This is a genomic window from Neisseria sp. P0019.S002 (genome assembly GCF_051957155.1).
Taxonomy (GTDB): Bacteria; Pseudomonadota; Gammaproteobacteria; order Burkholderiales; family Neisseriaceae; genus Neisseria; species Neisseria perflava.
Genome location: NZ_JBQCWS010000004.1, coordinates 174,086 through 201,030, shown reverse-complemented (window position 1 = coordinate 201,030; position 26,945 = coordinate 174,086). Strand labels below are relative to the sequence as shown.

Below are 26,945 nucleotides of genomic sequence, written 5' to 3'. Positions count from 1 at the left end.
GCTTTTTGCTTATCGTTATGGTAAGCCGTTTGTTTTATCCACAAGCAAAGGCATTCGCCGTCTATCTTTCCGAATGCCTTATCTGTTGTTTTACCAAAAACAAATGTATGTTCTCGGGCGAAATATCTTAACAAACAAAAGGCCGTCTGAAAACTATTTTCATTTTCAGACGGCCTGTTCAATTTTAAACCTATTCAGGCTTAATCTTCGTATGCGTCAATCGGCAAGCAGGAGCAAACCAGATTGCGGTCACCATACACTTCATCTACCCGTTTGACGCTCGGCCAGAATTTGTGTTCGCGGACGAACGGCAATGGGAAGACAGCTTCTTCGCGGGAGTACGGATGCGCCCATTCGCCGGTTACGTCGGATGCGGTATGCGGAGCATTGACCAGCGGATTGTCCTCTTTCGGCCATTCGCCACGCTCGACTTTCAGCACTTCCTGTTTGATTTGTTTCAGGGCGGCAATGAAGCGGTCGAGTTCGGCTTTGCTTTCGCTCTCGGTCGGCTCAATCATCAGCGTACCGGCAACAGGGAAGGAAACCGTCGGTGCGTGGAAGCCATAGTCCATCAGGCGTTTGGCGATGTCGGTTTCGGTGATGCCGCTTTCAGCTTTAAGCGGACGCAAATCGACGATACATTCGTGCGCGACGCGGCCGTTTTTGCCTGTGTAGAGAACGGGATAGTCTTCGCTCAGGCGTTTGGCGACGTAGTTGGCGTTGAGCAATGCCCAGCGCGTTGCATGCTCCATGCCTTGTTTGCCCATCATGGTCAGGTACATCCAAGTAATCGGCAGGATGGACGCGGAACCGAACGCTGCGGCGGCAACGGCGGTTTGGTCGGTACTGGCGCTGTGGGTGTCGGTCAAGGCGTGTCCCGGTGCAAACGGAGCGAGGTGGGCTTTCAGTCCGATGGGACCCATGCCCGGTCCGCCGCCGCCGTGGGGGATACAGAAGGTTTTGTGCAGGTTCATGTGCAACACGTCCGCGCCGACTTCGGCGGGCTGCATGATGCCGATTTGGGCGTTGAGGTTGGCGCCGTCCATGTAAACTTGTCCGCCGTTTTCATGGATAATGCGGCAGATGTCGCGGATGCCTTCTTCGTACACGCCGTGGGTGGACGGGTAGGTAATCATGATGGCGGACAAGGCGTCGCGGTATTGCTCGGCTTTGGCTTTCAAATCGTCGATGTTGACGTTACCGTGTTCGTCGGTATCGACGACGACGACTTTCAAACCGAGCATGGCGGCGGTGGCAGGGTTGGTGCCGTGGGCGGATTTGGGAATCAGGCAGATGTTGCGCTGCGCTTCACCTTGGGCTTCCTGATAGCGGCGGATGGCGAGCATACCGCTGTATTCGCCCTGCGCGCCGGAGTTGGGCTGGAAGGAAATCGCGTCAAAGCCGGTGATGGCTTTCAGGCTGTTTTCCATGTCGGTCAAGAGTTCGCGGTAGCCTGCGGTTTGGGTTTCGGGGGCGTAGGGGTGGATGTCGGAGAACTCCGCCCAAGTAATCGGCAGCATTTCGGCGGTGGCGTTGAGCTTCATGGTGCAGCTGCCCAGCGAAATCATGCTGCGGTTCATCGCCAAATCGCGGTCTTCGAGTTTCTTCAGGTAGCGCAGCATTTCGTGTTCGGTGTGGTAACGGTTGAACACGGGATGTTGCAAGATATTGTCTTGGCGCAGGAATTCGGTTTTCAGACGACCTTTGACGTCGTCTGAAAGCGTGAAGGTGTTGTTGCCGGTGAAGGCGTAGTACAACACGGCAAGGTCTTCGCGCGCGGATGTTTCGTGGAAGGCGGCGGCGATTTGGGTGTCGCTGACGCGGCGCAGGTTGTAGCCCAGTTCCAAAGCGGTTTGGAACGTTTTGTCCGCTTTGTCTTTGCTGCCGAAATCAACGGTAACGGTATCGAAGAAGGTTTCGTGAACCACTTTGAGGCCGTCTGAAACCAACGCGTCGGCAAAGACGGAAGCCAGCGCGTGAATGCGGTTGGCGATGCGTTTCACGCCTTCGGGGCCGTGATAGACGGCGTACATGCCCGCCAAGTTCGCCAGCAATGCCTGCGCGGTACAAATATTGGATGTGGCTTTTTCGCGGCGGATGTGTTGTTCGCGGGTGGACAACGCCATGCGCAGAGCGGGTTTGCCCGATGCGTCTTTGGATACGCCGATGATGCGGCCCGGAGCGGAGCGTTTGAACTCGTCTTTAAACGCGAAATAAGCAGCGTGCGGCCCGCCGAAGCCCATCGGTACGCCGAAGCGTTGGGTGTTGCCCAGCGCAATGTCCGCGCCTAACTCGGCAGGGGATTTCAGCAAGACCAAGCTCATGATGTCGGCGGCAACAGCAACAATCGTGCCTTTGGTTTTCAGACGACCTATGACGCTTTGCAAGTCTTGCACGTCGCCGTCCTTGCCGACGTATTGGAACAGCGCGCCGAAGTATTCGCCTTCATCCGCTTTGGCAAAATCGCCGACCACCAGCTCGAAGCCGAAATATTTGGCGCGGGTTTTCATCACGTCCAAAGTCTGCGGATAGACGCGCTCGTCCACGAAGAAGCGTTCGGATTTTACTTTGCCCACGCGGTGCGCCATCGCCATCGCTTCAGCGGCGGCGGTCGCTTCGTCCAACAAAGACGCGCCCGCCACAGGGAAGCCGGTCAAATCGATGCACACTTGTTGGAAGTTTAACAAGGCTTCCAAACGACCCTGCGCGATTTCCGCCTGATACGGGGTGTAGGCGGTATACCAACCCGGATTTTCCAATACGTTGCGCAAAATCACGTTCGGCACACGAGTCGGGTAATAACCCAAACCGATATAGGATTTGTTGATCACGTTTTTCGATGCAATACCTTTCAATTTCGCCAACGCGTCCGCCTCGGTCAGGGCTTCGGGCAGGTCGAGTTCGGACGGCATACGGATGCTTTGCGGCACGGTATTGCCGACAAAATCATCCATGCTCTTCTCTCCGAGCGCTTCCAAAAGCGCAGCCTCGTCGCCAAAGCTCAAATGGCGCGCGGCAAATTCGTTCGGGTTGAACAATTCAGATAGTTTCATTTCTACTCCTTCGGTGTTATCGATATCAACACTGTTTTTTCTTGCAGATGTTGTTTCAGACGGCCTCTGCCCACTTTGGACGACATGCCAATATTTCCCTATAAACCGGACAGGTTGCCACATGCGCGCCGGGCAGGTAGCCGGTACTCATCAGAAATTCGCCGACAATTTCGCCGCCGACAAATTTGAAATGTTTTTTAAACAGCTTCACCCATTCAGCCTTGTCGAGCGGATGGTGTGTATCCAGCCAGTTTTTGAATGAACCGTATTCTTGCCGTATTTGTTTGATTTGTTGCGCGTTATAAATGGCTGCGTTGATTTTCAGGCGGTTGCGGACGATGCCTGCATCAGCAAGCAGTCGCTCAATATCGGCTTCATCAAATGCGGCAACCGCATCGATGTCAAAACCTTTAAATGCCGTCTGAAATGCCTGTTGCTTCTTCAGCATCAGCGTCCAGCTCAATCCTGCCTGATTGATTTCCAACACCAGCCGCTCAAACAATTCATTGTCGTCCTCAATCGGAAAACCGTATTGCGTGTCGTGATAATGTTTGTTGGGGTTGTCCGTATCGTCAGGAAGCGTGGCGACAAATTCGCAGTAATTCATGTTTGCTGAGGGAAAATTGAAACAAAGGCCGTCTGAAAGCATTTTTCAGACGACCTAAGACCTGCAATATCAAACAGATAAAAAACCTGTTTGGATGTTTGCAAAAATCAAGCTACTTCGCCTGCGTATTGTTCGGCAGTCAGCAGACCGTCGTAATCGGCAGGGTTGGCAGGTTTGATTTTGAAGAACCAGCCTGCGCCGTAAGGGTCGCTGTTGGCAGTTTCCGGCGCGCTTGGCAAATCTTCGTTGACGGCAACGACTTCGCCTGCAATCGGCGCGTACACGTCAGATGCGGCTTTTACAGACTCAACCACACCAGCTTGCTCTTCGGCAGCCAGGTTTGCGCCGACTTCTGGCAGCTCGACAAACACGATGTCGCCCAACAGCTCTTGCGCGTGATGGGTAATGCCGACGGTAATGGTACCGTCTTCTTCAAGGCGCAGCCATTCGTGGCTGGCAACGTATTTCAGTTCTGCTGGGATGTTGCTCATGGTTTGATACTCCATTGATAGGGGGTTATTTTCAGACGGCATCTTCATGAATCAATATCCACAGATGCCTTGTTCAATACTTTCTACAAACGTCCGTATCGGACGACAATTAAAACCTGCTTTCAGACGGCCCTTAACAAATAAAGGCCGTCTGAACCGATATTAATCAAACTGTTTTTGACCGTTGCGGACAAACGGCAGCTTCAGTACGCGTACGTCCACTTCTTTGCCGCGAATCAGGACTTTGGCGGTATCGCCGTCAAAGTCTTTCGGTACGCGCGCGATGGCGATGGATTGTTTCAGGCTTGGAGAGAATACGCCGCTGGTGGTTTCGCCTTGACCTTTGTCGGTCAACACTTCCATATGCGCGCGCAGGATGCCGCCTTTTTCGAGCAACAGGCCGACCTGTTTCACGGCAACGCCTTTTTCTTTCAATGCCAGCAAGGCGGCTTTGCCGACGAAATCGCGGCTTTCGTCTTTCAAATCAACGGTCCAACCCATGCCTGCTTCGAGCGGGCTGGTATTGTCATCCATATCGTTGCCGTAGAGGTTCATACCGGCTTCCATGCGCAGGGTGTCGCGTGCGCCGAGGCCGCAAGGCTGTACGCCTGCTGCTTGCAGGGCTTTGAAGAATGCGACGGCTTCAGTGCCCGGCAGAATCACTTCGACGCCGTCTTCGCCGGTATAGCCGGTGCGGGCGACAAACCAGTCGTTGCCCAAGTCTGCACCTTGGAACGGTTTGAGGCCGTGAATCACGTCTGTCCATTCAGGTTTGACGGTCAGGAGTTTTTCGATGGCTTTCGGGCCTTGTACGGCAAGCATGCCGAGGTCGTAGCGCGGATTGAAGGCAACGCCGAACTCTTGTCCGACTTTGTGGAATTGCGCCGTGTCTTTTTCGCGGGTCGCGCCGTTGGACACGATGCGGTATTGGGTTTCGGCCTCGTTGGTGCGGTAAACGATCAAGTCGTCAATCACACCGCCGTTGTCGTTGAGCAAAGCGGAATAAAGGGCTTTGCCGACAAAAGCGAGTTTGGCGACATCGTTGGCAATCAGTTTGCGGAAAAAGGCTTTGGCATTTGCGCCTGCTACGTCGGTAACGAGCATATGGGATACGTCAAACATACCGGCGTCGGTACGCACGGCTTCGTGTTCGGCGATTTGTGAACCATAATGGATGGGCAGCTCCCAGCCGGCAAAATCTACCAGCTTTGCGCCTGCATCTTGATGGGCTTGATGAAATGGGGTGGTTTTCAGAGCAGTCATTCTCAAGTTTCTCCGGATTTTTTGTTCAGATGCCGCCCGCGCACCTGTGCGCGGATGACCCTATCTGTCCTTGAACCTGAGATTTTCGGCCATATCCGCATGATGGCAAACCAGTCTGCTCACTGCTTTGCGCGGTTGTCTGAATGGTGGTTCAGACGGCCTTCTCCCCTTCGGTGGACGTTATTCTAACGCCGCTCTCCAGATTGTTTGTTTCAATGTGCAGTCCCTGATACCTGAGCGATTTAAGGGTGTCTGCGCCTTCGGTGGTTACATTGTAGTTGGGTGTAACACTCTCCTGCACATTTCCCGATTATGTCTTGAATCGGCAGTTTGGGCAAGTAGCCGACGAATATTTATGATGTGAATATCCGTCTTTTTATTGGGGCGGCAAAACCTGAGCCTTTATAAAATTGTTAGCTATGCGGCAAATGTTTTTGCAAAAGTCTCAGGCCGTCTGAAGCCCTTACCCGTTTTTCCTATATAATTCTGTTTTTTCGATTTATCTGCGTCCATCATGAACCGCCTCAAACGCATTAAAACCATCCTCTGCACGCTCTACCGCTACCGCCTTGCCGAGCTGATTGCCTCGCTGGTCCGTCCAGGTTGGGCGCGGACTTTCCTCAATATGCTGCCGCAGTCGTCCAAGTTCAAACACGAGACGCCTGCCGTGCGCCTGCGTTTGGCTTTGGAAAGCCTGGGGCCGATTTTCATCAAATTCGGACAGGTATTGTCCACGCGCCCCGATTTGATTCCGCATGATCACGCGGTCGAACTGGCAAGGCTGCAAGACAAAGTGCCGCCGTTTGACGCGCAGCTTTCGCGCTCGCAAATCGAAAAATCTTTAGGCCAATCCATCGACACTTTATACGCGGAATTTGAAACCGAGCCTGTCGCAAGCGCATCCATCGCCCAGGTACACAAAGCCCGCCTGCATTCGGGCGAACAGGTCGCCGTGAAAGTCTTGCGCCCGAACCTTTTGCCCGTTATCGAACAGGATTTGTCGCTGATGCGCTTTGGTGCAGGCTGGGTGGAACGTTTGTTTTCAGACGGCAAGCGTTTGAAGCCGCGCGAAGTGGTGGCCGAATTTGATAAATACCTGCACGACGAATTGGACTTGATGCGCGAAGCCGCCAATGCCAGCCAGCTCGGACGCAATTTCCAAAACAGCGATATGCTGATTGTGCCGAAGGTGTTTTACGACTACTGCACCAGCGACGTGCTGACCATCGAATGGATGGACGGCACGCCGGTATCCGATATCGCCAAACTCAAAGCAGACGGCATTGATTTGCACAAACTTGCCGATTACGGCGTGGAAATCTTCTTCACGCAAGTTTTCCGCGACGGCTTTTTCCATGCGGATATGCACCCCGGCAATATTCTGGTCGCCGCCGACAACCGTTACATCGCCCTCGATTTCGGCATCGTCGGTACGCTGACCGATTACGACAAACGCTATCTCGCCATCAACTTCCTCGCCTTCTTCAACCGCGATTACCACCGCGTCGCCACCGCCCATATCGAATCGGGCTGGGTACCTGCCGACACGCGTGCGGAAGAATTGGAAGCCGCTGTCCGAGCCGTGTGCGAGCCTGTGTTCAACAAACCGATTTCGCAGATTTCCTTCGGCTTGGTGCTGATGCGCCTGTTTGAAGTCAGCCGCCGCTTCAATGTCGAAATCCAACCGCAGCTGGTATTGCTGCAAAAAACGCTGCTCAACATCGAAGGCTTGGGCCGCCAACTCGATCCCGATTTGGACTTGTGGAAAACCGCCAAACCGTTTTTGGTGCGCTGGATGAACGAACAGGTTGGCCCCAAAGCCCTTTGGCGCAACCTCAAAAACGAAGCCCCCGACTGGGCGCAAATCATCCCTTCCCTGCCGCGTAAAATCAGTGCGCTGGTTGATGAAAACCGCCAACAGGAAATGCGCGATGCCTATGTGCATCTGGTCAAAGTACAGCAACGCCAAAGCCTGTGGCTGGGTGTCATTGCGGTTGTTTTGTTGCTGATTTTGCTGTTTAAGTAAACCGTAATACAGCTTTAAACGACATAACAAAGGCCGTCTGAAATTTAGTTTTCAGACGGCCTTTTATATGCCAATCTATTCTTTTTTCTCGTGCTGAACATATCCGCTTTCGGCTTCGATATGCCGTCTGAAGCGCAAACCTGCGGCATGGTAAAACGGATGCGGCGAGAATTGGCGCGAGACTTGCGAAGCGAAGATGCAAGTCAGCAGCATCCAAAACAATAAATTCTGTCCGCCCGTCATTTCCATTACCACCACGGCGGCGGTCAACGGCGATTGGGTCGCAGCGGCAAGGAATGCGGCCATGCAGAGCAAAACCGCGACATTGGACGCGTCACCCAGTTGCGCGAAAGAAGCCATGTGTTCACCTATCATCGCTCCGATGGTTAACGACGGCGTGAAGATGCCACCGGGAATGCCTGCCCAATAGCTGAACACGGTTGCCGCCCATTTTGCGGCGGCCAAACCGAACGGCGCTTCATACGCGCCTTTGAGTGCGGCTGCGGCTTCGTGATAGCCCGTGCCATAGGTTTTGCCTTGATAAAACGTGCCGAGCAGCGCCAGCAAAATACCCATCACAAAGGCGACCACCAACAAATGGCGGCGGATGAAACTGCGCCAGCGTACCGGTGCGAATGCCGCCGCGCCGCGATACAAAAAGCTGCCGAACAATCCGCCTGCCACGCCGCAGACGATGCCCGACACCGCAGCCCACATCAGCATGTTTGGCAGCTCATGCCCTTGAAACCCTGAAAAATACGGGTTGTTGCCCTGTATTGCCACTTGAATGAAACCGGCTGCCAACACACCCATCAGGATTTGGCGTTCCCAACGCAAAATCACGCCACGCCCCAATTCTTCGATGGCAAAGACCACACCGGCCAAAGGCGCGTTAAACGCCGCCGCCAAACCGCCCGCCGCACCTGCGGCAATCAAATCGTTTTCCTGCATGCCCCTAAACGCCAGCCCGTGCTTTTTACACCACGCGCCCCAAGCGTTCATCACCGCTGCGCCCACTTGTACAGACGGCCCTTCCCTGCCGACAGACGCACCCAACAGCATGGCGCAAAACGTCAGCGGAATTTTGAAAAAGGTTTCGCCCAGACGAATCAGACGGGTTTTCTGTGCACCATAAGGCAAAGACAAAGAAGCGATAACCTGCGGAATACCGCTGCCGGAAGTGTACGGCGCAAATTTGCGCGTAAACCATGCCAAAAGCGGCAAACCCAGCGGCAAAGCCACCCACGCAAACCACGGATATTTTCCCACCAACAAAGCGTTCCATTCCAAAGCCAAATCCGCCAAGTACGCAAACATCAAAGCCGTCAGGGCAACCAGCGCCGAGCCTGCCAGCAAAAACAGAAGGGCAATGCTCTTTTTCGACAGGCGTTTGGTTTGGCGGATTTTGTGGGCGAGGCGCGCCGCCCAAGTCTGTGGAAATTTCATCATAAACACGCAGTCAATGTGTTCAGACGGCCTTGATACTTTTCTCAAAGGCCGTCTGAAAACAAGGATAAAGGTTTTTAAGAACGGTAATCCGCGTTAATCGACACATATTCGTGCGACAAATCGCAGGTATAAACAGCCGCCGTCGTATCGCCGCGTTGCAAATCGATGCGGACGGTGATTTCCGGACGGTTCATCACCGCTTGTCCGGCTTCTTCGGTATAGCTTTCCGCGCGGCCGCCGTTTTCAGCAACCAACACGTCATCCAGCCACATTTTCAAAGCATCGACGTCCAAGTCTTCAATACCGGCATAGCCGACGGCTGCCAACAGACGGCCCAAGTTCGGGTCGGAGGCAAAGAAAGCGGTTTTCACCAAAGGCGAATGGGCGACGGTATAAGCCACTTTGCGCGCCTCTTCGCGGGTTTTCGCGTTTTGCACTTCAACCGTGATGAACTTGGTCGCACCCTCGCCATCACGGACAATCGCCTGCGCCAATTCCAAAGCCAGCGAACCGAGCAAGGCTTTGAGCTGCGCGTAGCGCGGATCGGCGGTATTGTCGATTTCGCTCTGACCGCAACGGCCTGTCGCCATAATCACGAAGCTGTCGTTGGTACTGGTATCGCCGTCCACGGTAATCGTATTGAAACTTTCGTCTGCGATTTCTTGCGTCATCAGCTGCAAAATCGGTTGGGACACTTTGGCATCGGTAGCGATAAACGACAACATGGTCGCCATGTTCGGATGAATCATGCCCGAGCCTTTGGCGATACCGGTAGCACGGACTGCGTGTTTCTCGCCGACCAAGCCCGTGCGTGAAACGGCTTTCGGTACAGTATCCGTCGTCATGATGGCACGCGCCGCATCCGACCAGAATGCAGGGCGCACTTGCGGCAAAGCGGCCACGATTTTATCCACAGGCAAGGGTTCTAAAATCACGCCGGTCGAAAACGGCATGATTTGATTGGATTGGCAGCCGACCTGCTCTGCCACCGCCGCGCACACTTTAATCGCGTCCAGACGGCCTTGTGCGCCGGTACCCGCATTGGCATTACCCGTATTGATGACTAAGGCACACACGCCGTCTTGGTCAAACAGATGCGACTTGGCGATATGCACCGGCGCGGCGCAGAAACGGTTTTGCGTAAACACCGCGCCCACTGTATGTCCGCCGCCCAACACCATCAGCGTCAAATCGTCGCGGTCTTGTTGCTTGATGCCGGCGCGACCTGTAAACAGACGGATGCCGTCGATTTCCAACAATTCGTCTGCACGTTTTTCAGTCAAATTTACAGCCATATCATTCTCTCCTGTTTACACTATTTTCAGACGGCCTAAACGCTATACGCCCAATAAGGGAATCAAGATAGGCACCAATACCGCCGTCAATACGCCGTTGAGCGTCAAGCCCAAGCCAGCATATGCAGCCATACGGCGGCCGTATTCCAATGACGCCGCAATACCCATCGCATGTGAGGCCGTACCCAAAGACATTCCCACTGAAGAAGGCATATACAACGCCCCTTTCAACACTTTATATCCGGCCATCTGGCCAAAAAGTCCGGCAATAATCACCGTTGCCGCCGTAATCGCCGGAATACCGCCGACCGATGCCGTGATTTCAATCGCAATCGGGTTGGTCACCGATTTGGAAGCCAACGACAAAACCACATCGCGCGACGCGCCCAGCCATTTGGCGAAATACACGCCCGTAACAATGCCCGTCACGCTGCCCGCCAATTGCGACAACACCACCGGCAACCACTGGCTGCGGATACGGTCCCAATTTCGATAAAGCGGCACGGCCAGCAATACGACCGCCGGTTTCAACCAAAAATCGATAAACTGCGCCGCATCGTGATACAGCTTGTAATCGATGGCAAATACCTTCAAATACCCCATCAACACCAGCGTACTGATCAATACCGGATTACACAGCACATTCCCCGTGCGCGCCCGAATCTGCACTGCCAAAGCATATACGGCCAAAGTCAGGAACAGCATGACCGAGGGCATGCGCAACAGCCCGTCTATATTCATCACATCCACCTCCTGACCCACTCATGCACTTTGCCGGTTACCAACAATACGCAGATCGTACTGCCGATTGTGGCCGTCAAAATCGAAAACCAGTCGTTTGCAATCACATCCAAATAGCTGATGACGGCCACGCAAGGCGGCACCAAAAACAAAGTCAGGTTTGCCATCAAAATGTCTGCCAGTTCCCCCACCCAAGACAATTTGACCCAGCCGGCCTGAAGCGCAGCAAACAGCAAACCCATGCCGACAATACTGCCCGGCAGCTTCAACCCCAAAATCCAAACGGTTGCCTCGCCCAAAGCCAGGCAACCCAATACCACCAATAAGGCACGAATAATATTCATTAAGCCGGTTTCTCCTTATCCTTTTTCAGACGGCCTCAAAAAATTTATTAATCATTGAATCATATCGTGCCACAGGCCGTCTGAAAAGGGAAGAAACGCCTTCCTACAAGTTTAATGAAAGATAAGTATGATTACTCTAGCGGATTGACTTAGGCAATGTCGAAACCCCTACCCTGCTTTTTGTCTTTAACGGCCGCTGCAAACCGGGCATTCGGGATTACGTCTCACCCCGTATTGCTGCCATTTTCCGCTCAACGCGTTATAGGTGGAAAGTTTGCCGTGCGACGGCACACCGATACCGATCAGCACTTTAAGCGCTTCGGCGGCTTGGGTCGTTCCGATAACGCCGACCAATGGCGAAAAAACGCCGAACAATGCACAAGCACCATCGCTGGCTTGTTCGCCGTCAAACAGGCAGGCATAGCAGGGCGTATCGGGAAGATCGGGACGGTACACGGCAATTTGTCCGTCAAAGCCGACGGCCGCGGCGGAAACTAAAGGCGTGCGCGTAGCAACGGCGGCGCGGTTGACCGCTTGGCGCGTGGGATAATTGTCGGAACAATCGAGGATGATGTCGGCGGCGTTTGCCAATTCGACAAGCTTAGCCTCATCGAGAAATTCGGCAATGGCTGTAATGTGTGTTTGGCTGTTGATCTGTTTCAGACGGCCTTGCATGACCAAAGCTTTGTTTTTGCCGATGTCGGCTTCGGTAAACGTGATTTGGCGTTGAAGGTTGGTCTCGTCGATGGTATCGGCATCGGCAATCGTCAGGCGGCCGATACCGGCGGCGGCAAGATACGGCAAGGCCGCCGCACCCAGCCCGCCGCAACCGACAACAAACACATGGGCGGCCAAAAGTTTTTCTTGGCCTTCGATACCGATTTCATCAAGCAGGATATGGCGGCTGAACCGCAAAAGTTGTTGATCGTTCATCATAACAATAAGGCCGTCTGAAACCCAATGTTCAGACGGCCTGAGTGATTTAGAAATTAATATTTTCGTAGGCGTTGTCAAACAGGAAAGGACGGCCTTCGCTGCTGGTCTCGGATTCGAGGCGGATGCCGCTGAGCATCATATTGCGGTCAACGTCTTTCATCATGTCGTAAACGCTCAAGAGAGCCAAATTGAGGCCAGTCAGGGCTTCGGTGGCAATGCTGCCGTTGCTGTTCGCTTGGACAGTCAGCGTGGCCTTCAAGCAGGCCAGCTCAACGTTAATATCGAAATCAACCTGCACGCCGATGATGCGTCCGGGCAGGTGCAGCGGAATCAGGTTGGCGGTCTGTTTGATGCTCTGAATGGCGGCAACGCGGGCGATGGTCAGGATACTTGCCTTTTCGGTGGCATTCTCTATCAACACCCGTATCGCCTGCTGGCTCATGTTGATGGTGCCGACGGCGACGGCGGTATGTTGCTCAGGAAAATCGGGCTGGTTGGGAAATTCAATCATGGGTTTCTCGCCTCTGTTTTGATGAGCAATATTTTACGGCATTTTACAGACAGCGACCACGCGGCGGATACAGACGGCCGTTTTCTGGTTTGAAATGTATCGGACGGCAGCATTGGCAGTTTACAAAAATTTGCTATACAATGGATTCAGGACAAACCCAAATTAACATTTAAATAAGAGAAAAATCATGCAACTGCATATCTTAAACAATCCCAAAGATGCCGCTTTGGCAGCGGATGCGGAATTTTTAAAACAGTCTCTTTTCAATCTGCTGCATGAGGAAGCGTCGCCTTTGGTGGTCGAAACCGTTAAGTTATTATCGACTTCAGACGACAGCGCTGCCTTGATTGAAAAGGTGTTGCCGCAATTGGACGAACAACAAACCCACGATTTAACCTTGGCCTGCGGCCTGTTCGCACAGATTTTGAACATCGCCGAAGACGTGCACCACGAACGCCGCCGCCAAATCCACGAAGAGGCCGGACACAACAGTGCCGAAGGCAGCCTGACGGAAACCGTGCGTAAACTCAAGGCCGGAAAAGTCAACGGCAAAGCGTTGCAACAACAACTGGACAACACAGTCGTTACCGCCGTTTTGACCGCGCACCCGACCGAAGTGCAACGCCAAACCGTCTTGAGCTTCAACCGCCGCATCCGCGCGCTGCTGCCGCAACGCGAACGCTGCACCAATCCTGATGCGCTGGCTCAGTTACGCCGCGAAATCGACACAGTCCTTTTGGGCTTGTGGCAGACCAGCGAAACGCGCCGCCACAAACTCAGCGTCAACGACGAGATCAACAACGGTGTATCCATCTTCCCAATGAGCTTCTTTGAAGCCCTGCCCAAACTCTACCGCACGATGGAACGCGATTTTCAGACGGCCTATCCCGGCGTCCGCGTTCCGAATATCCTTAAAATCGGCGGCTGGATCGGCGGCGACCGCGACGGCAACCCGTTTGTTTCTGCCGAAACCTTGCGTTTTGCGTTCAGACGGCATGCCGACGCAGTGTTCCGTTTCTATCGTGGCGAACTCGACAAACTCTACCGCGAATTGCCGCTCTCCATCCGCCGCGTCAAAGTCAACGACGACGTGATGGCACTGGCCGCCCTCTCACCTGACGAAGAAATCGCCCGCACCGAAGAACCCTACCGCCGCGCCATCGCCTACATCATGGCACGCGCCATGGGCAAGGCACGCTCACTAGGTTTGGGCATGGGCTGCAAATTCGGCTTCCTCGAGCCTTATGCCACGGTTGAAGAATTCCTCAACGACCTGAAAAAACTGCAACGCTCGCTCCACGAAAACGGCAGCCAACTGCTGGCAGAAGGCCGTCTGTCCGACATTATCCGCAGCGTGTCCGTGTTCGGCTTCCACATGATGCCGCTCGACCTGCGCCAACACGCAGGCAAACACGCCGATGTGGTTGCCGAGCTTTTCCAACACGCAGGCTTGGAAGACTACAACAGCCTGAACGAAGAGCAAAAACAAGCCGCCCTGTTGCGCGAGTTGAGCCATCAACGTCCGCTGTACAGCCCGTTCATCACATACAGCGACCATACCCGTCACGAACTGGCAATTTTCAACGAAGCGCGCAAAATCAAAGACGAATTCGGTGAAGATGCCGTTACACAAAGCATTATTTCCAACTGCGAACAACCCAGCGACCTGCTCGCCTTGGCATTGCTGCTGAAAGAAAGCGGCCTGTTGGTGGTGGAAAACGGCAAACCGCACAGCCGCATCAACATCGTGCCTCTGTTTGAAACCATCGAAGCGCTCGAAAACGCCTGTCCGGTCATGGAAACCATGTTCCGCCTCGACTGGTATGATGCCCTGCTCGAAAGCCGCGGCAACATCCAAGAAATCATGCTCGGCTACTCCGACTCCAACAAAGACGGCGGCTACGTTACCAGCTCATGGTGTCTGTATCAGGCAGAGTTGGGCTTGGTCGAACTTTTCAAAAAATACGATGTCCGTATGCGCTTGTTCCACGGCCGCGGCGGCAGCGTAGGTCGCGGCGGCGGCCCTTCTTACCAAGCCATCTTGGCACAACCTGCAGGCAGCGTTGCCGGACAAATCCGCATTACCGAGCAAGGCGAAGTCATTACCGCAAAATACGCCGACCCTGGCAACGCCCAACGCAACTTGGAAACCTTGGTTGCCGCGACTTTGGAAGCCAGCATCCTGCCGGATAAAAAAGACCCTGATGCCAAACTGATGCAGGATTTGTCGGACGTATCGTTCAAATACTACCGTGAACTGATTACCCACCCCGACTTCATCGACTACTTCCTGCAAACCAGCCCGATTCAGGAAATCGCCACCCTCAACCTCGGCAGCCGTCCCGCCAGCCGCAAAACCCTGGCGCGGATTCAAGACTTACGTGCAATTCCGTGGGTATTCTCATGGATGCAAAACCGCCTCATGCTGCCGGCTTGGTACGGTTTCGGCAGCGCAGTGGAAACCTTGTGCGAAGGCAAACCCGACACACTGGCCGCCCTGCGCGAACACGCCCAAAGCAACCCATTCTTCCAAGCCATGCTCTCCAATATGGAGCAAGTGATGGCGAAAACCGACATCACTTTGGCGGAAAACTATGCCGGCTTGAGCGAATCGCCCGATAAAGCAAAGGTCATCTTCGGCATGATCAAGGAAGAATACCAACGCAGCCGCAAAGCACTGCTCGACTTGCTGCAAACCGAAGAGCTCCTGCGCGACAACCGCAGTCTCGCCCGTTCGCTTGCCTTGAGGATTCCATACCTGAACGCCCTCAATGGCCTGCAAGTCGCCATGCTCAAACGCCTGCGCAAAGAGCCCGATAATCCGCACGCACTGCTGATGGTTCACCTGACCATCAACGGCGTGGCGCAAGGTTTGCGTAATACCGGTTAAGTCAGTACGGAAAAAAGGCCGTCTGAAACAGTTTTTCAGACGGCCTTTAAACTAACTGCGAACCGCGGCAAAGTATTTACCCACAAACTCCATACTGTTTCTCAACCTGCTTGCCACTCTGACCCTATTCATTTAACTTACCCTGTATTTCAGACTATTTGGAGAAATAGCAGATAACCCTCTGCTAAATCAATATGTTCACTTAAGTATGGCAACTGCTTCAGCATGGTGGATGGTCGACCTACTGACATACCTTACTGCGGCACCATCGCATATCGCCGCACAATACGCTTTCAGACAACCCTGAGGCCGTCTGAAAAACAAAAACATCTCACACCAAGGCAACTATCATTATGTTTGACATTGTATTTATCTTGTTATTCGGCAGGCTTCAGCCCCACAAAACACCCGATTCATCCGACACGCCCGTCCCTTTTGGGCATTCGGCGGCAGGCTCGGCTTTAATTTATTTATGCATACGCATAGGGATAATCATCCTTCATGATTCGATTTCCGGAGCCATTGACAGCCTCCCCCTCATTCTGTTTCAAACAATCTGCATGTTCGGCTGTCTGGTTTTGTATTTCAAAATGTTACGTACCGCATCCAACCCGAAACACCGGCAGATGATTTATTGGGTACTGGGCATTCTTTTGGGTTTGATCTTAAGCCTCCTGTCTGAAAAATTGTTTTATTTAACGGCTTTATTCATTTACTCATTCTTCGGAAGAACAATAAGCTGAATGCCTACCCCTCTTTTTTCAGACGGCCTTTTATCATAAGAACACACCAGCATTGCGGCTGTTTTGAGTACCCCCACAATATGCTATAATCCGCCGTTAAACTTTTATCTTTTCAGGAAAAACCATGAGCTTGAAATGCGGCATCGTCGGTTTGCCCAACGTCGGCAAATCCACCCTCTTTAACGCGCTGACCCAATCGGGTATCGAAGCGGCAAACTATCCTTTCTGTACCATCGAACCCAACGTCGGCATCGTTGAAGTCCCCGATCCGCGTATGGCTGAATTGGCAAAAATCGTCAATCCGCAAAAAATGCAGCCTGCCATCGTCGAATTTGTCGATATCGCCGGTTTGGTTGCAGGCGCGAGCAAAGGTGAAGGTTTGGGCAACCAGTTCCTCGCCAACATCCGCGAAACTGACGCAATTGTTAACGTCGTACGTTGCTTTGACGACGACAACATCGTCCACGTTGCAGGCAAAGTCGATCCGATTGCCGACATCGAAACCATCGGCACCGAGTTGGCACTGGCTGACTTGGCCAGCGTCGAAAAAGCCATCGTCCGCGAAGAAAAACGCGCACGCTCAGGTGACAAAGACGCGCAAAAACTGGTCGATCTGTGCAAAAAACTGCTGCCTCATCTGGACGAAGGCAAGCCTGTACGCTCCTTCGGTTTGGACGCAGAAGAACTCGCCATGCTCAAACCGCTGTTCCTGCTGACTGCCAAACCCGCCATGTACGTCGGCAACGTTTCCGAAGACGGTTTTGAAAACAACCCGCACCTCGACCGCCTGAAAGAATTGGCTGCAAAAGAAAACGCGCCGGTTGTGGCCGTTTGCGCCGCAATGGAAAGCGAAATCGCCGAATTGGAAGACGACGAAAAAGCCGAATTCCTCGCTGAAATGGGCTTGGAAGAACCGGGCCTGAACCGCCTGATTCGTGCCGGCTACGACCTCTTGGGCCTGCAAACCTACTTCACCGCCGGTGTCAAAGAAGTACGCGCTTGGACCATACACAAAGGCGACACCGCGCCACAAGCCGCCGGCGTGATTCACACCGACTTTGAACGCGGCTTCATCCGTGCCCAAGTTATCTCCTACGAAGACTTCATCGCTTTAGGCGGCGAAGCAAAAGCCAAAGAAGCTGGCAAAATGCGTGTAGAAGGCAAAGAATACGTCGTACAAGACGGCGATGTAATGCACTTCCTGTTTAACGTATAAACCCAGCGTACCGCTTTTTTTCAGACGGCCTTTTCTAAGATTAAGGCCGTCTGAATTTATTTTCAGACGGCCTCATGTCTTGAAATATCAACAAAACAAGACATTATCTCCATAATAAATGCGGGCATGGCCCGTAATTTTTCTCTCTTAAAATCTCTCGTTTCTTACCGATGCCTTACCTAAAAATAGCGCAAGGTTACATCATCAATAACAATATCATTGATATGACAATAAAAAATTAAACAATACCACATCGTATTGATTCATTATAAAAACAACATATTAAATATTATGTTGAAACTATCAACTGTATCCCTACTCTAATCTATTACTATTCAAACGCATATCATCAGCAATCATTCTAAGAAGGCAAACAAACTGCCCAGTACTGACAAACGATGGCTGATCTCCGAAATGCTGCCATTCTCGGCAGGAATCACTTTTCAGACGACGCCATTAAAATAAACTAATTAAAATCAAAATATTATGAGCAAAGTTTTATCTTACCGCCCAGATATTGATACATTGCGTGCCGTTGCTGTTCTATCCGTTGTCGTTTTCCATATTGAAAAAAACTGGCTGCCTGGCGGCTTTCTTGGTGTTGATATCTTTTTTGTCATTTCCGGCTTTCTGATCACGATGATTATCCATCGTGAAATGAGCAGTGGGATTTTTTCGTTCAAAAAGTTTTACATCCGCCGTATCAAGCGGATATTGCCCGCATTTTTTACCGTATTGACGGTAACGCTGATATGCGGCTTTCTTTTATTCACCAAAGATGATTTTTCCCTTTTATGGAGAACAGCCCTGTCCACCTTGGGGTTCATCTCCAATATCTTTTTTGCAAAGGGTCAGGGTTATTTCGACCCCATACAAGAAGAAAAACCTTTGCTTCACATTTGGTCTTTATCGGTCGAAGAACAATATTATTTCGTCTTCCCGATATTGCTGTTACTGGTAGTCCGCAAAAGCTGGCGCACTCAGTTTGCCTTCCTCATCACGCTATGCGTATTCAGCATTTTAGCTTCTTTTATACCGACTGCACTGGATAAATATTACCTACCCCATCTGCGCGCCTGCGAAATGCTGATCGGCTCGTTGACGGCAGTGTGGATGCAATATCGGCAACAACAAGGGCTGGATACCGGCAAACAATATGCAGCGGCAGGCGCATTACTTTCCGTATGCGTACTGTTTACCTGCCTGTTTACCTATACGGAAAAAACTGCCTATTTTCCGGGGCCTGCCGCCATCATTCCTTGTTTGGCCGCCACCGCATTCATTTATTTCAATCAATTTGAACACCGGCTGAAAAAATTTTTCCAATGGAAGATTACTGTCGGCATAGGCTTGATTTCCTATTCACTGTATCTGTGGCATTGGCCTGTATTGGCTTTTATGAGATACATCGGTTTAAATAATCTGCCTTCTTATTCGACTGCGGCCGCAATTGCCCTAATGTTCGTACTCTCCCTGCTTTCTTATTATTTTGTCGAGAAGCCGTTTAAAAACTGGAAAGGCTCTTTTGCCCAATCTGTTACATGGGTTTATACCGCCCCCATGCTTGTTTTGGCCATTACGCCTTTTCTTGCCATAAAGCTTCCGTTTATGGAGCAATACGACCGTATGGGATTGGCGCGTTCCTACACTTCTTGTCACAACAACACCGACAAACAATGTATTTGGGGCGATACCGACAAACAGCCGGAATTACTGATTCTAGGCGATTCCCATGCCGACCAATATAAAACGTTTTTTGATACCGTCGGCAAAAAAGAAAAATGGTCGGCAGCGATGGTTTCTGCGGACAGTTGTGCCTATGTAGAAGATTATGCTGCACCCGTATTCAAGCAAAACGCCTCCTGCCGTGCCGTTTATGAATACGCCAAAGAGCATCTGCCCCAATACTCAAAAGTGCTTTTGTCCATGCGCTGGGGCAGCCAAATGCCTGAAAACAGCCACTCCCTTGCTTACGATGCCGATTTTTTCAAAAAATTCGACCTCATGTTGCAAAAACTTTCTTCGGAAAAACAAGCGGTTTACCTGATGATAGACAACCCTAATCTGTCATACAACGGCTTACGTGCCTATATTCTGTCTTACCGCATACCGGGATTTAGTCAAAATCTTGCCATTGATGAAACAGTCACTTCAAAAGGAAATGAACGCATCAAAGAATTGGCGGAAAAATATGCCAATGTGCACATTATCGATGCCGCTGCCTATATTCCGGAGAACTTCAAAATCAACGGATTGCCGGTTTATTCCGATAGAGACCACATCAACCCTTACGGCGGCAGAGAACTGGCCAAGCGTTTTTCTGAAAAACACACGCTTCTTCAGTAAGCCATAGCCATTCATCCGATGAAATTTGTTACAATTGGCAGTTTGTAAAACTGCTAATTTTTTTGGAAGATATCAATGAGCGTCATCAAAGACCTACAATCGCGTGGCTTAATCGCGCAAACTACCGACATCGAAGCCTTAGACGCTTTGCTAAACGAACAAAAAATTTCCCTCTATTGCGGTTTTGACCCGACAGCCGACAGCCTGCACATCGGCCACTTGCTGCCTGTATTGGCATTGCGCCGTTTCCAACAAGCCGGCCATACGCCGATTGCTTTGGTGGGCGGTGCGACCGGCATGATCGGCGACCCAAGCTTTAAAGCCGCCGAACGCAGCTTGAATTCTGCCGAAACCGTTGCCGGTTGGGTTGAAAGCATCCGCAACCAACTGACCCCTTTCTTAAGCTTTGACGGCGACAACGCGGCCATTATGGCCAACAATGCCGACTGGTTCGGCAGCATGAACTGCCTCGACTTCCTGCGCGACATCGGCAAGCATTTCTCCGTCAATGCCATGCTGAACAAAGAATCCGTCAAACAGCGTATCGAGCGCGACGATGTGGGCATTTCCTTCACCGAGTTCGCCTACTCCCTGCTGCAAGGCTACGACTTTGCCGAATTGAACAAACGCCACGGCGCGGTTTTGGAAATCGGCGGTTCCGACCAATGGGGCAACATCACTGCCGGTATCGACTTGACCCGCCGTCTGCACCAAAAACAAGTATTCGGCCTGACCCTACCTTTGGTAACCAAATCAGACGGCACCAAATTCGGCAAAACCGAAGGCGGCGCGGTATGGTTGAACGCGAAGAAAACTTCTCCGTATCAGTTCTACCAATTCTGGCTGAAAGTGGCCGATGCCGATGTGTATAAATTCCTGAAATACTTTACCTTCCTGTCCATCGAAGAAATCGATGCCATCGAAGCGAAAGACAAAGCCAGCGGCACCAAACCTGAAGCGCAACGCATTCTCGCCGAGGAAATGACCCGTCTGATTCACGGCGAAGAGGCCCTTGCCGCCGCCCAACGCATTTCTGAAAGCCTGTTTGCTGAAGACCAAAGCAGCCTGACCGAAAGCGACTTTGAACAGCTCGCTCTCGACGGCCTGCCGACTTTTGAAGTTTCCGAGAGCCTCAACGTGGTTGAGACTTTGGTAAAAACCGGTTTGGCATCTTCCAACAAAGAAGCGCGCGGTTTTGTAAACAGCAAAGCGGTTTTGCTCAACGGCAAACCTGCTGAAGCCAACAATCCGAACCATGCCGCTGAAAAACCTGACGATGCCTACATGCTGACCGACGAACACAAACGTTTCGGCAAATACACCATCGTCCGCCGCGGCAAACGCAACCATGCTTTGTTGGTTTGGAAATAATCTTGAAACATTAAACGCATCGTTTAAAACAATCATGCCGTCTGAAAACCAAGTTGTTTTCAGACGGCCTTTTATATGGATGCATCACAGCAATGAAACTGTGCAAAAAGAAAGGACAGAACTTACGCTCGTCCTTTTTTCTCAAGAGTCAAACTGCTTTAAGAAACTTGCTTATTTCGGATTACTGCAAACGCTCATTCTCTTGACGGACGGCATTCACCACGTCCGCGCCAAACAAAGCGTTGACATCGGTTTCATCAAACACATATTTGCTATGGCAGAAATCGCAATCGATTTGAATGCTGCCTTGTTCCGCCACCACGCCGCCGACTTCCTGACCACCAAGCATCAACAGCATATCGCTGACTTTGCCACGGGAACAGGTGCAGGCAAACTCGATGGCTTCCGGTTCAAAAACGCGGGGCGGGGTTTCATGGTAAAGGCGGTAAAGGGCGTGATGCGCATCCAAACCGGTCAATTCTTGCGGAGTAAGCGTTTGCGCAAGCGTGGTCACATGCTCCCAAGCGGCATCATCCAATTCTTCTTCCGGCAGACGTTGCAGCAATAATGCACCTGCGGCTTGGTCGTCAGCGGCAAGCGTAATATAGGTATCGAGCTGCTCGGAACGTTTCATATAGTTGACCAGCATTTGCGCAATGCTGTCGCCTTCCAGCGGGACAACGCCTTGCCATGGGTCGGCATCTTTAGGCTGATGGGTCAACACAAACACGCTGTTTTCGCCCAACAGCGCAGTCAGGCTTTCGTCATCACGGATTTCAGCGGTTTCGTCCCAACGCGCGGTAGCACGGACAGTATTTTCAGAAGTAGCTTCCACCACCAACATTTTCAGACGGCCCTGACCTTGAACCTGAACAATCAGCGTGCCTTCGTTTTTAAGGTTGGCAGACAATAAAGAGCCGGCGGCCAGCAACTCGCCCAAAGCGCGGCGGATGGCGACAGGATAATGTTTTTGGTTGACGATGTGGTGCCAAACCTTTTCGAGGCGGATGTGCATACCGCGGATAGGCATATCGTCAAAGATAAAGCGTGTACGGATATCGCTGTGATTTTGTGTCATGTCAGTCTCTGAAAATAAATCAATGAATGCCGCTTATATGGTTGCAGCGGCGGATAAATCAAGCGAAACCGCGCCTGATGTTTTTCTAGTTCTTTTGGAAACAAGGGTTTAACGCAAAATAACAGCAGTTTTTTTGCCAAAAAGACAGTTTTTGAATACAATCAAGCAGATAACAAGAGAATGATACGGGATAACATCTCAGAAACCGGCAATGTGCCTGCAATCGGCAGGGAATGCCTTCTGAAACGGAAGTTTTTATAATGAATTTTTTACTCCGGCTCGCAGCAGTTTGGACTTCGGTCGCCATGCTCGCGAGCGTCAATTTTTCTTACGCCGATGATTTGGAAAACCTGATTACCACCCGTCAGCGTGTTTTAAACCAATTCAACGACAACGCCAACGTTTACGGCAATACGCGTCAGGCAACCCCTGTCCATCCCACCAATACCTATCCTGCCGCAAGCAACAATACGCGCGCACCTTCGGGCAATGCAGATGAGTTAATCGGCAGCGCCATGGGCCTGCTCGGCGTGGCCTACCGCTACGGCGGCACATCAGCCTCTACCGGCTTTGACTGCAGCGGCTTCATGCAACACATCTTTAAACGCGCCATGGGCGTAAACCTGCCGCGCACCTCTGCCGAACAAGCGCAAATGGGCGTTGCCGTGAACCGTTCGGAATTGCAGCCGGGCGACATGGTCTTTTTCCGCACCATGGGTCGCGGCCGTATTTCCCACGTCGGCCTTTACATCGGCAACAACAATTTCATTCACGCGCCGAGAACGGGCAAACGTATCGAAATTACCAGCCTCGGCCACAAATATTGGAGCGCAAAATATGCCTTTGGCCGCCGCGTGAAGAAAAACGATCCTTCCCGTTTCTTAAACTGAGGTGAGCTATGGCAATGCCGCAAATGCCCAAATGGTATGACGACGACGGTCAGATCGTTTCCTGCACTGAAAAAGTCAAAGTCATGACCGAAAACTTGAACGAACTGTACCAAATAGCGCAGGACGCATTTGAAGACGCGCTGCTGATGGGTTGCTCCGAAAAACAGTTGCGCGAATACTTCCGCGACTTAATGGCCGGGCTGGAAAACCCTTATCAAAAAAACGGTTAGTTATTCGATCCATACAAAAAAAGGCCGTCTGAAAGTTTTTCAGACGGCCTTTTTTATCGGGCAGATCCCCTACCCTATTGCTAACATTCCACCACGCGCACGGATACAGGTATGGCTTTTTTCTGCAAGGTAATGGCCAGGCCTGCGAGTGAGGTTTCTTTGTAGGTTGCCTTCATATCGCGGCCGGTTTGCAACATGGTTTGAATCACTTCATCAAGGGAGACTTTTTTGTCTGTGCCGTCTTCCAAAAGCGCGAGGGTGGCGAGTTTAAGGGCTTTTTCGGCGGCGATGCCGTTGCGTTCAATACAGGGGATTTGCACCAAACCGCCGACGGGGTCGCAGGTCAGGCCCAAATGGTGTTCCATCGCCATTTCGGCGGCGTTTTCCACTTGTTTGGGCGTGCCGCCGATGACTTCGGCGTATGCGCCCGCCGCCATGGAGCAGGCGACGCCGACTTCGCCTTGGCAGCCGACGTCCGCGCCAGAAATCGACGCATTGGTTTTGTACAAAATACCGATGGCGCCGGCAGTCAGCAGGAAATCTTCGACACGCGATTGGTTGGCGTGCGGATTAAATTTGCGGAAATAGTGCAAGACAGCAGGAATAATGCCTGCCGCGCCGTTGGTGGGTGCGGTTACGACACGGCCGCCGGCGGCATTCTCTTCATTGACCGCCATGGCGTACACCATCGGCCAAAGTTGGGTATTGACGATTTCGCTCTCGCGCAGGACTTTGAGTTTGGCCGCCAACTGCGGCGCGCGGCGGCGGACGTTCAAGCCGCCCGGCAATTGCCCTTCCGCACCCAAGCCGCGCTTGATGCAGTTTTCCATCACATCGGCCACAGCGGCCACACGACGGCGGACTTCCTCCTCATCGCAACCTGCCAACGCCGCTTCATTGGCCAACACGACTTCGGAAATATTCAACTGGTTCAGACGGCATTGTGCCAACAACTCGTCGCAGTTTTCGTAAGGGTATGGCACGTCTGAATTTTCCTGCGCTTCTTGTGCAAACCCTTCGTCTGTTACGATAAAACCGCCACCGACCGAATAATAAATCTGCTCTTTCAGCTTCTGTCCGTCTGAATTGTAGGCGATAAAGTTCAAACCGTTCGGATGTTTGGGCAACACTTTGTCGCCGCGGATATCCAAATCTTTTTCGGGATTGAAGGTCATTTCACGGCCGTTGAATTTTAAAACGTGCTGCGTGCGGATGCGTTCCAAGCGTTGGGGGATGTCTGCAAGCGGAATATCGTGCGGCAGGCTGCCTTCCAAACCAAGCAATAATGCATCGAATGTACCGTGTCCGATACCGGTCAAAGCAAGCGAGCCGTACACTTCAATGACAATACGTGCCACTTGTGTATCTAAGTTTTCGGCATGCAGCAAATCGGCAAAAGCGGCCGCGGCCTTCATCGGGCCGACGGTGTGCGAGCTGGACGGGCCGATGCCGATTTTGAAAATATCGAAAATACTGATCATGGGTTTTTCCCTTATAGTCTGAAAAGGCCGTCTGAATATTTCAGACGGCCTGTTGTTTGTGAAACTTAAACAGTCTCTATCCAACCGGCAATGCGTTTTTCGACGGCTTCGGCATTCAGTCCCAAATCGGCTAAGAGTTTTTTCTGGTCGCCGTGTTCGGTAACTTTGTCTTCTACACCCAGCAGCAGTACCGGTTTGCAAATGCCGTGTTTCGCCAACACTTCCAACACCGCACTGCCTGCGCCGCCTTGTTCGGCATTCTCTTCAGCGGTAACGATGTAGTCATGGCTTCGGGCGAGACGGACGATCAGCTCTTCATCTATCGGTTTGACAAAGCGCATATCGGCAACGGTCGCGTTCAGATTCTCAGCCGCGGTCAATGATGGGGCAACCATGCTGCCAAAGGCGATAACGGCAATTTTCTCGCCTTCTCGACGGATGATGCCTTTGCCGATTTCAACGGTTTCCAGGCCGTCTGAAATGGTTGCGCCCGTGCCTGTACCGCGCGGATAACGGACGGCGGACGGCAAATTTGCCTGATAGCAGGTTGAGAGCAGCAGGCGGCATTCGTTTTCGTCGCTTGGTGCGGCAATAATCATGTTCGGCACGCAACGCAAAAAGCTCAAGTCGTACAAACCGGCATGGGTCGGGCCGTCTGCACCAACAATACCTGCACGGTCGATGGCGAACAAAACAGGCAGGTTTTGCAGGGCAACGTCATGTACCAACTGGTCGTAAGCGCGTTGTAGGAAAGTGGAGTAAATCGCTACGACAGGCTTGATGCCTTCGCATGCCAAACCGCCTGCAAAGGTAACGGCGTGTTGCTCGGCGATGCCGACGTCGAAATAGCGGTCGGGGAATTGCTGTTCAAACTCAACCAAGCCGCTGCCCTCGCGCATGGCAGGCGTAATGGCAACCAAACGCTCGTCAGCCGCCGCTTGGTCGCACAGCCATTGGCCGAACACTTGCGTATAAGTCGGTTTGGCCGCGGCAGGTTTGACTTCCGGCGCAGGCACTTCACTCGGCAGCTTGGCGACAGCGTGGTATTTGACAGGATCGTTTTCGGCGAATTTGTAGCCGTTGCCTTTTTTGGTGATGACGTGCAACAACTGAGGGCCTTTGCGGCCGCGCAAGTCTTTTAATACGTCCACCAGATTTTCAACGTTGTGGCCGTCCACAGGGCCGGTGTAACGGAAACCAAAGTTTTCAAACAAAGACAGCGACTGTTTGGCGTGCTCCGCTTCGCCTGCCAAGGTTTTGATTTTGTTTTCGACTTTTTGGGCAAGCTCCATCGCACCGGGCAATTTATCCAATACTTTGCTCGATTGGGCTTTGATGGTGCTCAACAGGCCGTGCATATCGCGCACGACGTTGCTGGCAAGGTATTTCGGCAGCGCGCCGACATTGGGGGAAATCGACATTTCGTTGTCGTTGAGGATAACCAGCAAATCGACATCCATATCGCCTGCACAGTTCAGGGCTTCAAATGCCTGACCCGCCGTCATGGCGCCGTCGCCGATGATGGCGACGCTGCGGCGGTTGTTGCCCAACTGTTTGTCCGCAACGGCCATGCCCAAGGCCGCGCCGATGGATGTGGAAGAATGCCCCACGCCGAACGCGTCGTATTCCGACTCGCTGCGTTTCGGAAAACCCGCCAAACCGCCGTATTGGCGCATGGTGTGCATTTGATTTTTGCGGCCGGTCAGGATTTTGTGCGGATAGCTTTGATGGCCGACATCCCAGACCAGATGGTCTTCGGGCGTATCGTACACATAATGCAGCGCCACCGTCAGCTCAACCGCGCCCAAGTTACTGGCGAAATGGCCGCCCGTCTTACCGACGGAATCCAACAGAAATTCGCGCAATTCGGCGGCGACTTGCGGCAGCTGTTTTTTCTCCAGACGGCGCAAATCCTGAGGCGTATCGATAATATCGAGCAAAGGGCTTGGGTTCATGATTTTTGGCGGTGATTTTTTGTGTAACG

The 26,945-nt window shown here is 52.2% G+C and carries 21 protein-coding genes and 1 riboswitch; of the genes, 8 read left to right on the top strand and 13 right to left on the bottom strand.

The features are described 5' to 3' along the window. Nucleotides 1–200: 200 nt before the first annotated feature. From gcvP to gcvT, 4 genes are all read right to left on the bottom strand, one after another. Entirely contained in the window at nt 201–3,053 is a 2,853-nt protein-coding gene (gcvP, locus tag ACTHTY_RS08125; RefSeq protein WP_440367178.1) for an aminomethyl-transferring glycine dehydrogenase, read from the bottom strand. A gap of 55 nt (nt 3,054–3,108) precedes the next feature. Further along, nucleotides 3,109–3,660: a DNA-3-methyladenine glycosylase I gene (locus tag ACTHTY_RS08120; protein WP_440367176.1), complete on the bottom strand. Its 552-nt coding sequence runs from the start codon at nt 3,658–3,660 to the stop codon at nt 3,109–3,111. 107 nt (nt 3,661–3,767) lie between these two features. Continuing rightward, nucleotides 3,768–4,166: a glycine cleavage system protein GcvH gene (gene gcvH / locus ACTHTY_RS08115; protein WP_036492952.1), complete on the bottom strand. Its 399-nt coding sequence runs from the start codon at nt 4,164–4,166 to the stop codon at nt 3,768–3,770. 147 nt (nt 4,167–4,313) lie between these two features. Then, nucleotides 4,314–5,414 carry a glycine cleavage system aminomethyltransferase GcvT gene (gene gcvT, locus ACTHTY_RS08110; RefSeq protein ID WP_440367174.1) on the bottom strand — a complete coding sequence of 367 codons (1,101 nt, stop codon included), beginning with the start codon at nt 5,412–5,414 and terminating at the stop codon, nt 4,314–4,316. 210 nt (nt 5,415–5,624) lie between these two features. Beyond that, nucleotides 5,625–5,722, bottom strand: a riboswitch (glycine riboswitch). Nucleotides 5,723–5,928: 206 nt separating this feature from the next. Between gcvT and ubiB the strand changes: the two genes are divergently transcribed. Beyond that, a complete protein-coding gene (gene ubiB, locus ACTHTY_RS08105) occupies nt 5,929–7,440 on the top strand; it encodes a ubiquinone biosynthesis regulatory protein kinase UbiB (RefSeq protein WP_440367172.1) in 1,512 nt (503 codons plus the stop codon). 75 nt (nt 7,441–7,515) lie between these two features. Here the strand turns inward: ubiB and ACTHTY_RS08100 are convergent, their stop codons facing one another. The 6 genes from ACTHTY_RS08100 to ACTHTY_RS08075 all read right to left on the bottom strand — a co-directional run bounded on the left by ACTHTY_RS08100 (nt 7,516) and on the right by ACTHTY_RS08075 (nt 12,716). Then, nucleotides 7,516–8,886 carry a chloride channel protein gene (locus ACTHTY_RS08100; protein WP_440367243.1) on the bottom strand — a complete coding sequence of 457 codons (1,371 nt, stop codon included), beginning with the start codon at nt 8,884–8,886 and terminating at the stop codon, nt 7,516–7,518. A 77-nt stretch (nt 8,887–8,963) separates the two neighbouring features. After that, nucleotides 8,964–10,184 (bottom strand): bifunctional glutamate N-acetyltransferase/amino-acid acetyltransferase ArgJ, encoded by a 1,221-nt coding sequence (argJ, locus tag ACTHTY_RS08095; protein ID WP_440367170.1) that lies wholly within the window; start codon nt 10,182–10,184, stop codon nt 8,964–8,966. A gap of 42 nt (nt 10,185–10,226) precedes the next feature. Then, entirely contained in the window at nt 10,227–10,925 is a 699-nt protein-coding gene (locus ACTHTY_RS08090; RefSeq protein ID WP_440367168.1) for an LrgB family protein, read from the bottom strand. After that, nucleotides 10,925–11,269 carry a CidA/LrgA family protein gene (locus ACTHTY_RS08085; RefSeq protein ID WP_296184930.1) on the bottom strand — a complete coding sequence of 115 codons (345 nt, stop codon included), beginning with the start codon at nt 11,267–11,269 and terminating at the stop codon, nt 10,925–10,927. The genes ACTHTY_RS08090 and ACTHTY_RS08085 overlap by 1 nt, the downstream gene beginning before the upstream one ends. 186 nt (nt 11,270–11,455) lie before the next feature. Further along, nucleotides 11,456–12,202 carry a HesA/MoeB/ThiF family protein gene (locus ACTHTY_RS08080; protein WP_314511167.1) on the bottom strand — a complete coding sequence of 249 codons (747 nt, stop codon included), beginning with the start codon at nt 12,200–12,202 and terminating at the stop codon, nt 11,456–11,458. Between the two features lie 49 nt (nt 12,203–12,251). After that, nucleotides 12,252–12,716 (bottom strand): cyclic pyranopterin monophosphate synthase MoaC, encoded by a 465-nt coding sequence (locus ACTHTY_RS08075; protein WP_107867799.1) that lies wholly within the window; start codon nt 12,714–12,716, stop codon nt 12,252–12,254. A 187-nt stretch (nt 12,717–12,903) separates the two neighbouring features. On the opposite strand from ACTHTY_RS08075, the gene ppc reads away from it, so the two are divergent. The 5 genes from ppc (at nt 12,904) to tyrS (ending at nt 21,282) form a co-directional block, all read left to right on the top strand. Then, nucleotides 12,904–15,606 (top strand): phosphoenolpyruvate carboxylase, encoded by a 2,703-nt coding sequence (ppc, locus tag ACTHTY_RS08070; protein WP_440367166.1) that lies wholly within the window; start codon nt 12,904–12,906, stop codon nt 15,604–15,606. Between the two features lie 353 nt (nt 15,607–15,959). Then, the gene (locus ACTHTY_RS08065; protein ID WP_377073645.1) at nt 15,960–16,349 is read left to right on the top strand and encodes a hypothetical protein; all 390 of its coding nucleotides are present in this window, start codon (nt 15,960–15,962) and stop codon (nt 16,347–16,349) included. 124 nt (nt 16,350–16,473) lie between these two features. Further along, on the top strand, nt 16,474–17,565 hold the full coding sequence (gene ychF / locus ACTHTY_RS08060; RefSeq protein ID WP_049330669.1) for a redox-regulated ATPase YchF: 1,092 nt from the start codon (nt 16,474–16,476) through the stop codon (nt 17,563–17,565). Between the two features lie 486 nt (nt 17,566–18,051). Beyond that, nucleotides 18,052–19,911 (top strand): acyltransferase family protein, encoded by a 1,860-nt coding sequence (locus ACTHTY_RS08055; protein ID WP_440367165.1) that lies wholly within the window; start codon nt 18,052–18,054, stop codon nt 19,909–19,911. A 75-nt stretch (nt 19,912–19,986) separates the two neighbouring features. Then, nucleotides 19,987–21,282, top strand: coding sequence for a tyrosine--tRNA ligase (gene tyrS, locus ACTHTY_RS08050; protein WP_314575964.1), 1,296 nt, complete (start codon nt 19,987–19,989; stop codon nt 21,280–21,282). Nucleotides 21,283–21,463: 181 nt separating this feature from the next. Here tyrS and hslO read toward each other — a convergent pair whose 3' ends face one another. Continuing rightward, complete coding sequence (hslO, locus tag ACTHTY_RS08045; protein ID WP_101755818.1) at nt 21,464–22,360, bottom strand: Hsp33 family molecular chaperone HslO; 897 nt, start codon at nt 22,358–22,360, stop codon at nt 21,464–21,466. Between the two features lie 260 nt (nt 22,361–22,620). Between hslO and ACTHTY_RS08040 the strand changes: the two genes are divergently transcribed. Then, nucleotides 22,621–23,250: a C40 family peptidase gene (locus ACTHTY_RS08040; RefSeq protein ID WP_114926356.1), complete on the top strand. Its 630-nt coding sequence runs from the start codon at nt 22,621–22,623 to the stop codon at nt 23,248–23,250. 8 nt (nt 23,251–23,258) lie between these two features. Continuing rightward, a complete protein-coding gene (locus ACTHTY_RS08035) occupies nt 23,259–23,480 on the top strand; it encodes a hypothetical protein (protein WP_004519529.1) in 222 nt (73 codons plus the stop codon). Between the two features lie 80 nt (nt 23,481–23,560). Here ACTHTY_RS08035 and ACTHTY_RS08030 read toward each other — a convergent pair whose 3' ends face one another. Together ACTHTY_RS08030 and dxs are read right to left on the bottom strand one after the other, a co-directional pair. Beyond that, nucleotides 23,561–24,961 (bottom strand): L-serine ammonia-lyase, encoded by a 1,401-nt coding sequence (locus ACTHTY_RS08030; protein ID WP_440367163.1) that lies wholly within the window; start codon nt 24,959–24,961, stop codon nt 23,561–23,563. Nucleotides 24,962–25,026: 65 nt separating this feature from the next. Next, the gene (gene dxs, locus ACTHTY_RS08025; RefSeq protein WP_440367162.1) at nt 25,027–26,916 is read right to left on the bottom strand and encodes a 1-deoxy-D-xylulose-5-phosphate synthase; all 1,890 of its coding nucleotides are present in this window, start codon (nt 26,914–26,916) and stop codon (nt 25,027–25,029) included. Nucleotides 26,917–26,945: the final 29 nt, after the last annotated feature.

What these genes read in the sequence shown, in the direction of transcription:
- ACTHTY_RS08030 (WP_440367163.1), bottom strand. Translation starts at nt 24,961, where the DNA reads ATGATCAGTATTTTCGATATTTTCAAAATCGGCATCGGCCCGTCCAGC.
- argJ (WP_440367170.1), bottom strand. Translation starts at nt 10,184, where the DNA reads ATGGCTGTAAATTTGACTGAAAAACGTGCAGACGAATTGTTGGAAATC.
- ACTHTY_RS08040 (WP_114926356.1), top strand. Translation starts at nt 22,621, where the DNA reads ATGAATTTTTTACTCCGGCTCGCAGCAGTTTGGACTTCGGTCGCCATG.
- gcvT (WP_440367174.1), bottom strand. Translation starts at nt 5,414, where the DNA reads ATGACTGCTCTGAAAACCACCCCATTTCATCAAGCCCATCAAGATGCA.
- ubiB (WP_440367172.1), top strand. Translation starts at nt 5,929, where the DNA reads ATGAACCGCCTCAAACGCATTAAAACCATCCTCTGCACGCTCTACCGC.
- ACTHTY_RS08065 (WP_377073645.1), top strand. Translation starts at nt 15,960, where the DNA reads ATGTTTGACATTGTATTTATCTTGTTATTCGGCAGGCTTCAGCCCCAC.
- ACTHTY_RS08120 (WP_440367176.1), bottom strand. Translation starts at nt 3,660, where the DNA reads ATGAATTACTGCGAATTTGTCGCCACGCTTCCTGACGATACGGACAAC.
- ACTHTY_RS08100 (WP_440367243.1), bottom strand. Translation starts at nt 8,886, where the DNA reads ATGAAATTTCCACAGACTTGGGCGGCGCGCCTCGCCCACAAAATCCGC.
- ACTHTY_RS08080 (WP_314511167.1), bottom strand. Translation starts at nt 12,202, where the DNA reads ATGAACGATCAACAACTTTTGCGGTTCAGCCGCCATATCCTGCTTGAT.
- gcvH (WP_036492952.1), bottom strand. Translation starts at nt 4,166, where the DNA reads ATGGAGTATCAAACCATGAGCAACATCCCAGCAGAACTGAAATACGTT.
- tyrS (WP_314575964.1), top strand. Translation starts at nt 19,987, where the DNA reads ATGAGCGTCATCAAAGACCTACAATCGCGTGGCTTAATCGCGCAAACT.
- ACTHTY_RS08090 (WP_440367168.1), bottom strand. Translation starts at nt 10,925, where the DNA reads ATGAATATAGACGGGCTGTTGCGCATGCCCTCGGTCATGCTGTTCCTG.
- ychF (WP_049330669.1), top strand. Translation starts at nt 16,474, where the DNA reads ATGAGCTTGAAATGCGGCATCGTCGGTTTGCCCAACGTCGGCAAATCC.
- gcvP (WP_440367178.1), bottom strand. Translation starts at nt 3,053, where the DNA reads ATGAAACTATCTGAATTGTTCAACCCGAACGAATTTGCCGCGCGCCAT.
- ACTHTY_RS08075 (WP_107867799.1), bottom strand. Translation starts at nt 12,716, where the DNA reads ATGATTGAATTTCCCAACCAGCCCGATTTTCCTGAGCAACATACCGCC.
- dxs (WP_440367162.1), bottom strand. Translation starts at nt 26,916, where the DNA reads ATGAACCCAAGCCCTTTGCTCGATATTATCGATACGCCTCAGGATTTG.
- hslO (WP_101755818.1), bottom strand. Translation starts at nt 22,360, where the DNA reads ATGACACAAAATCACAGCGATATCCGTACACGCTTTATCTTTGACGAT.
- ACTHTY_RS08055 (WP_440367165.1), top strand. Translation starts at nt 18,052, where the DNA reads ATGAGCAAAGTTTTATCTTACCGCCCAGATATTGATACATTGCGTGCC.
- ACTHTY_RS08035 (WP_004519529.1), top strand. Translation starts at nt 23,259, where the DNA reads ATGGCAATGCCGCAAATGCCCAAATGGTATGACGACGACGGTCAGATC.
- ppc (WP_440367166.1), top strand. Translation starts at nt 12,904, where the DNA reads ATGCAACTGCATATCTTAAACAATCCCAAAGATGCCGCTTTGGCAGCG.
- ACTHTY_RS08085 (WP_296184930.1), bottom strand. Translation starts at nt 11,269, where the DNA reads ATGAATATTATTCGTGCCTTATTGGTGGTATTGGGTTGCCTGGCTTTG.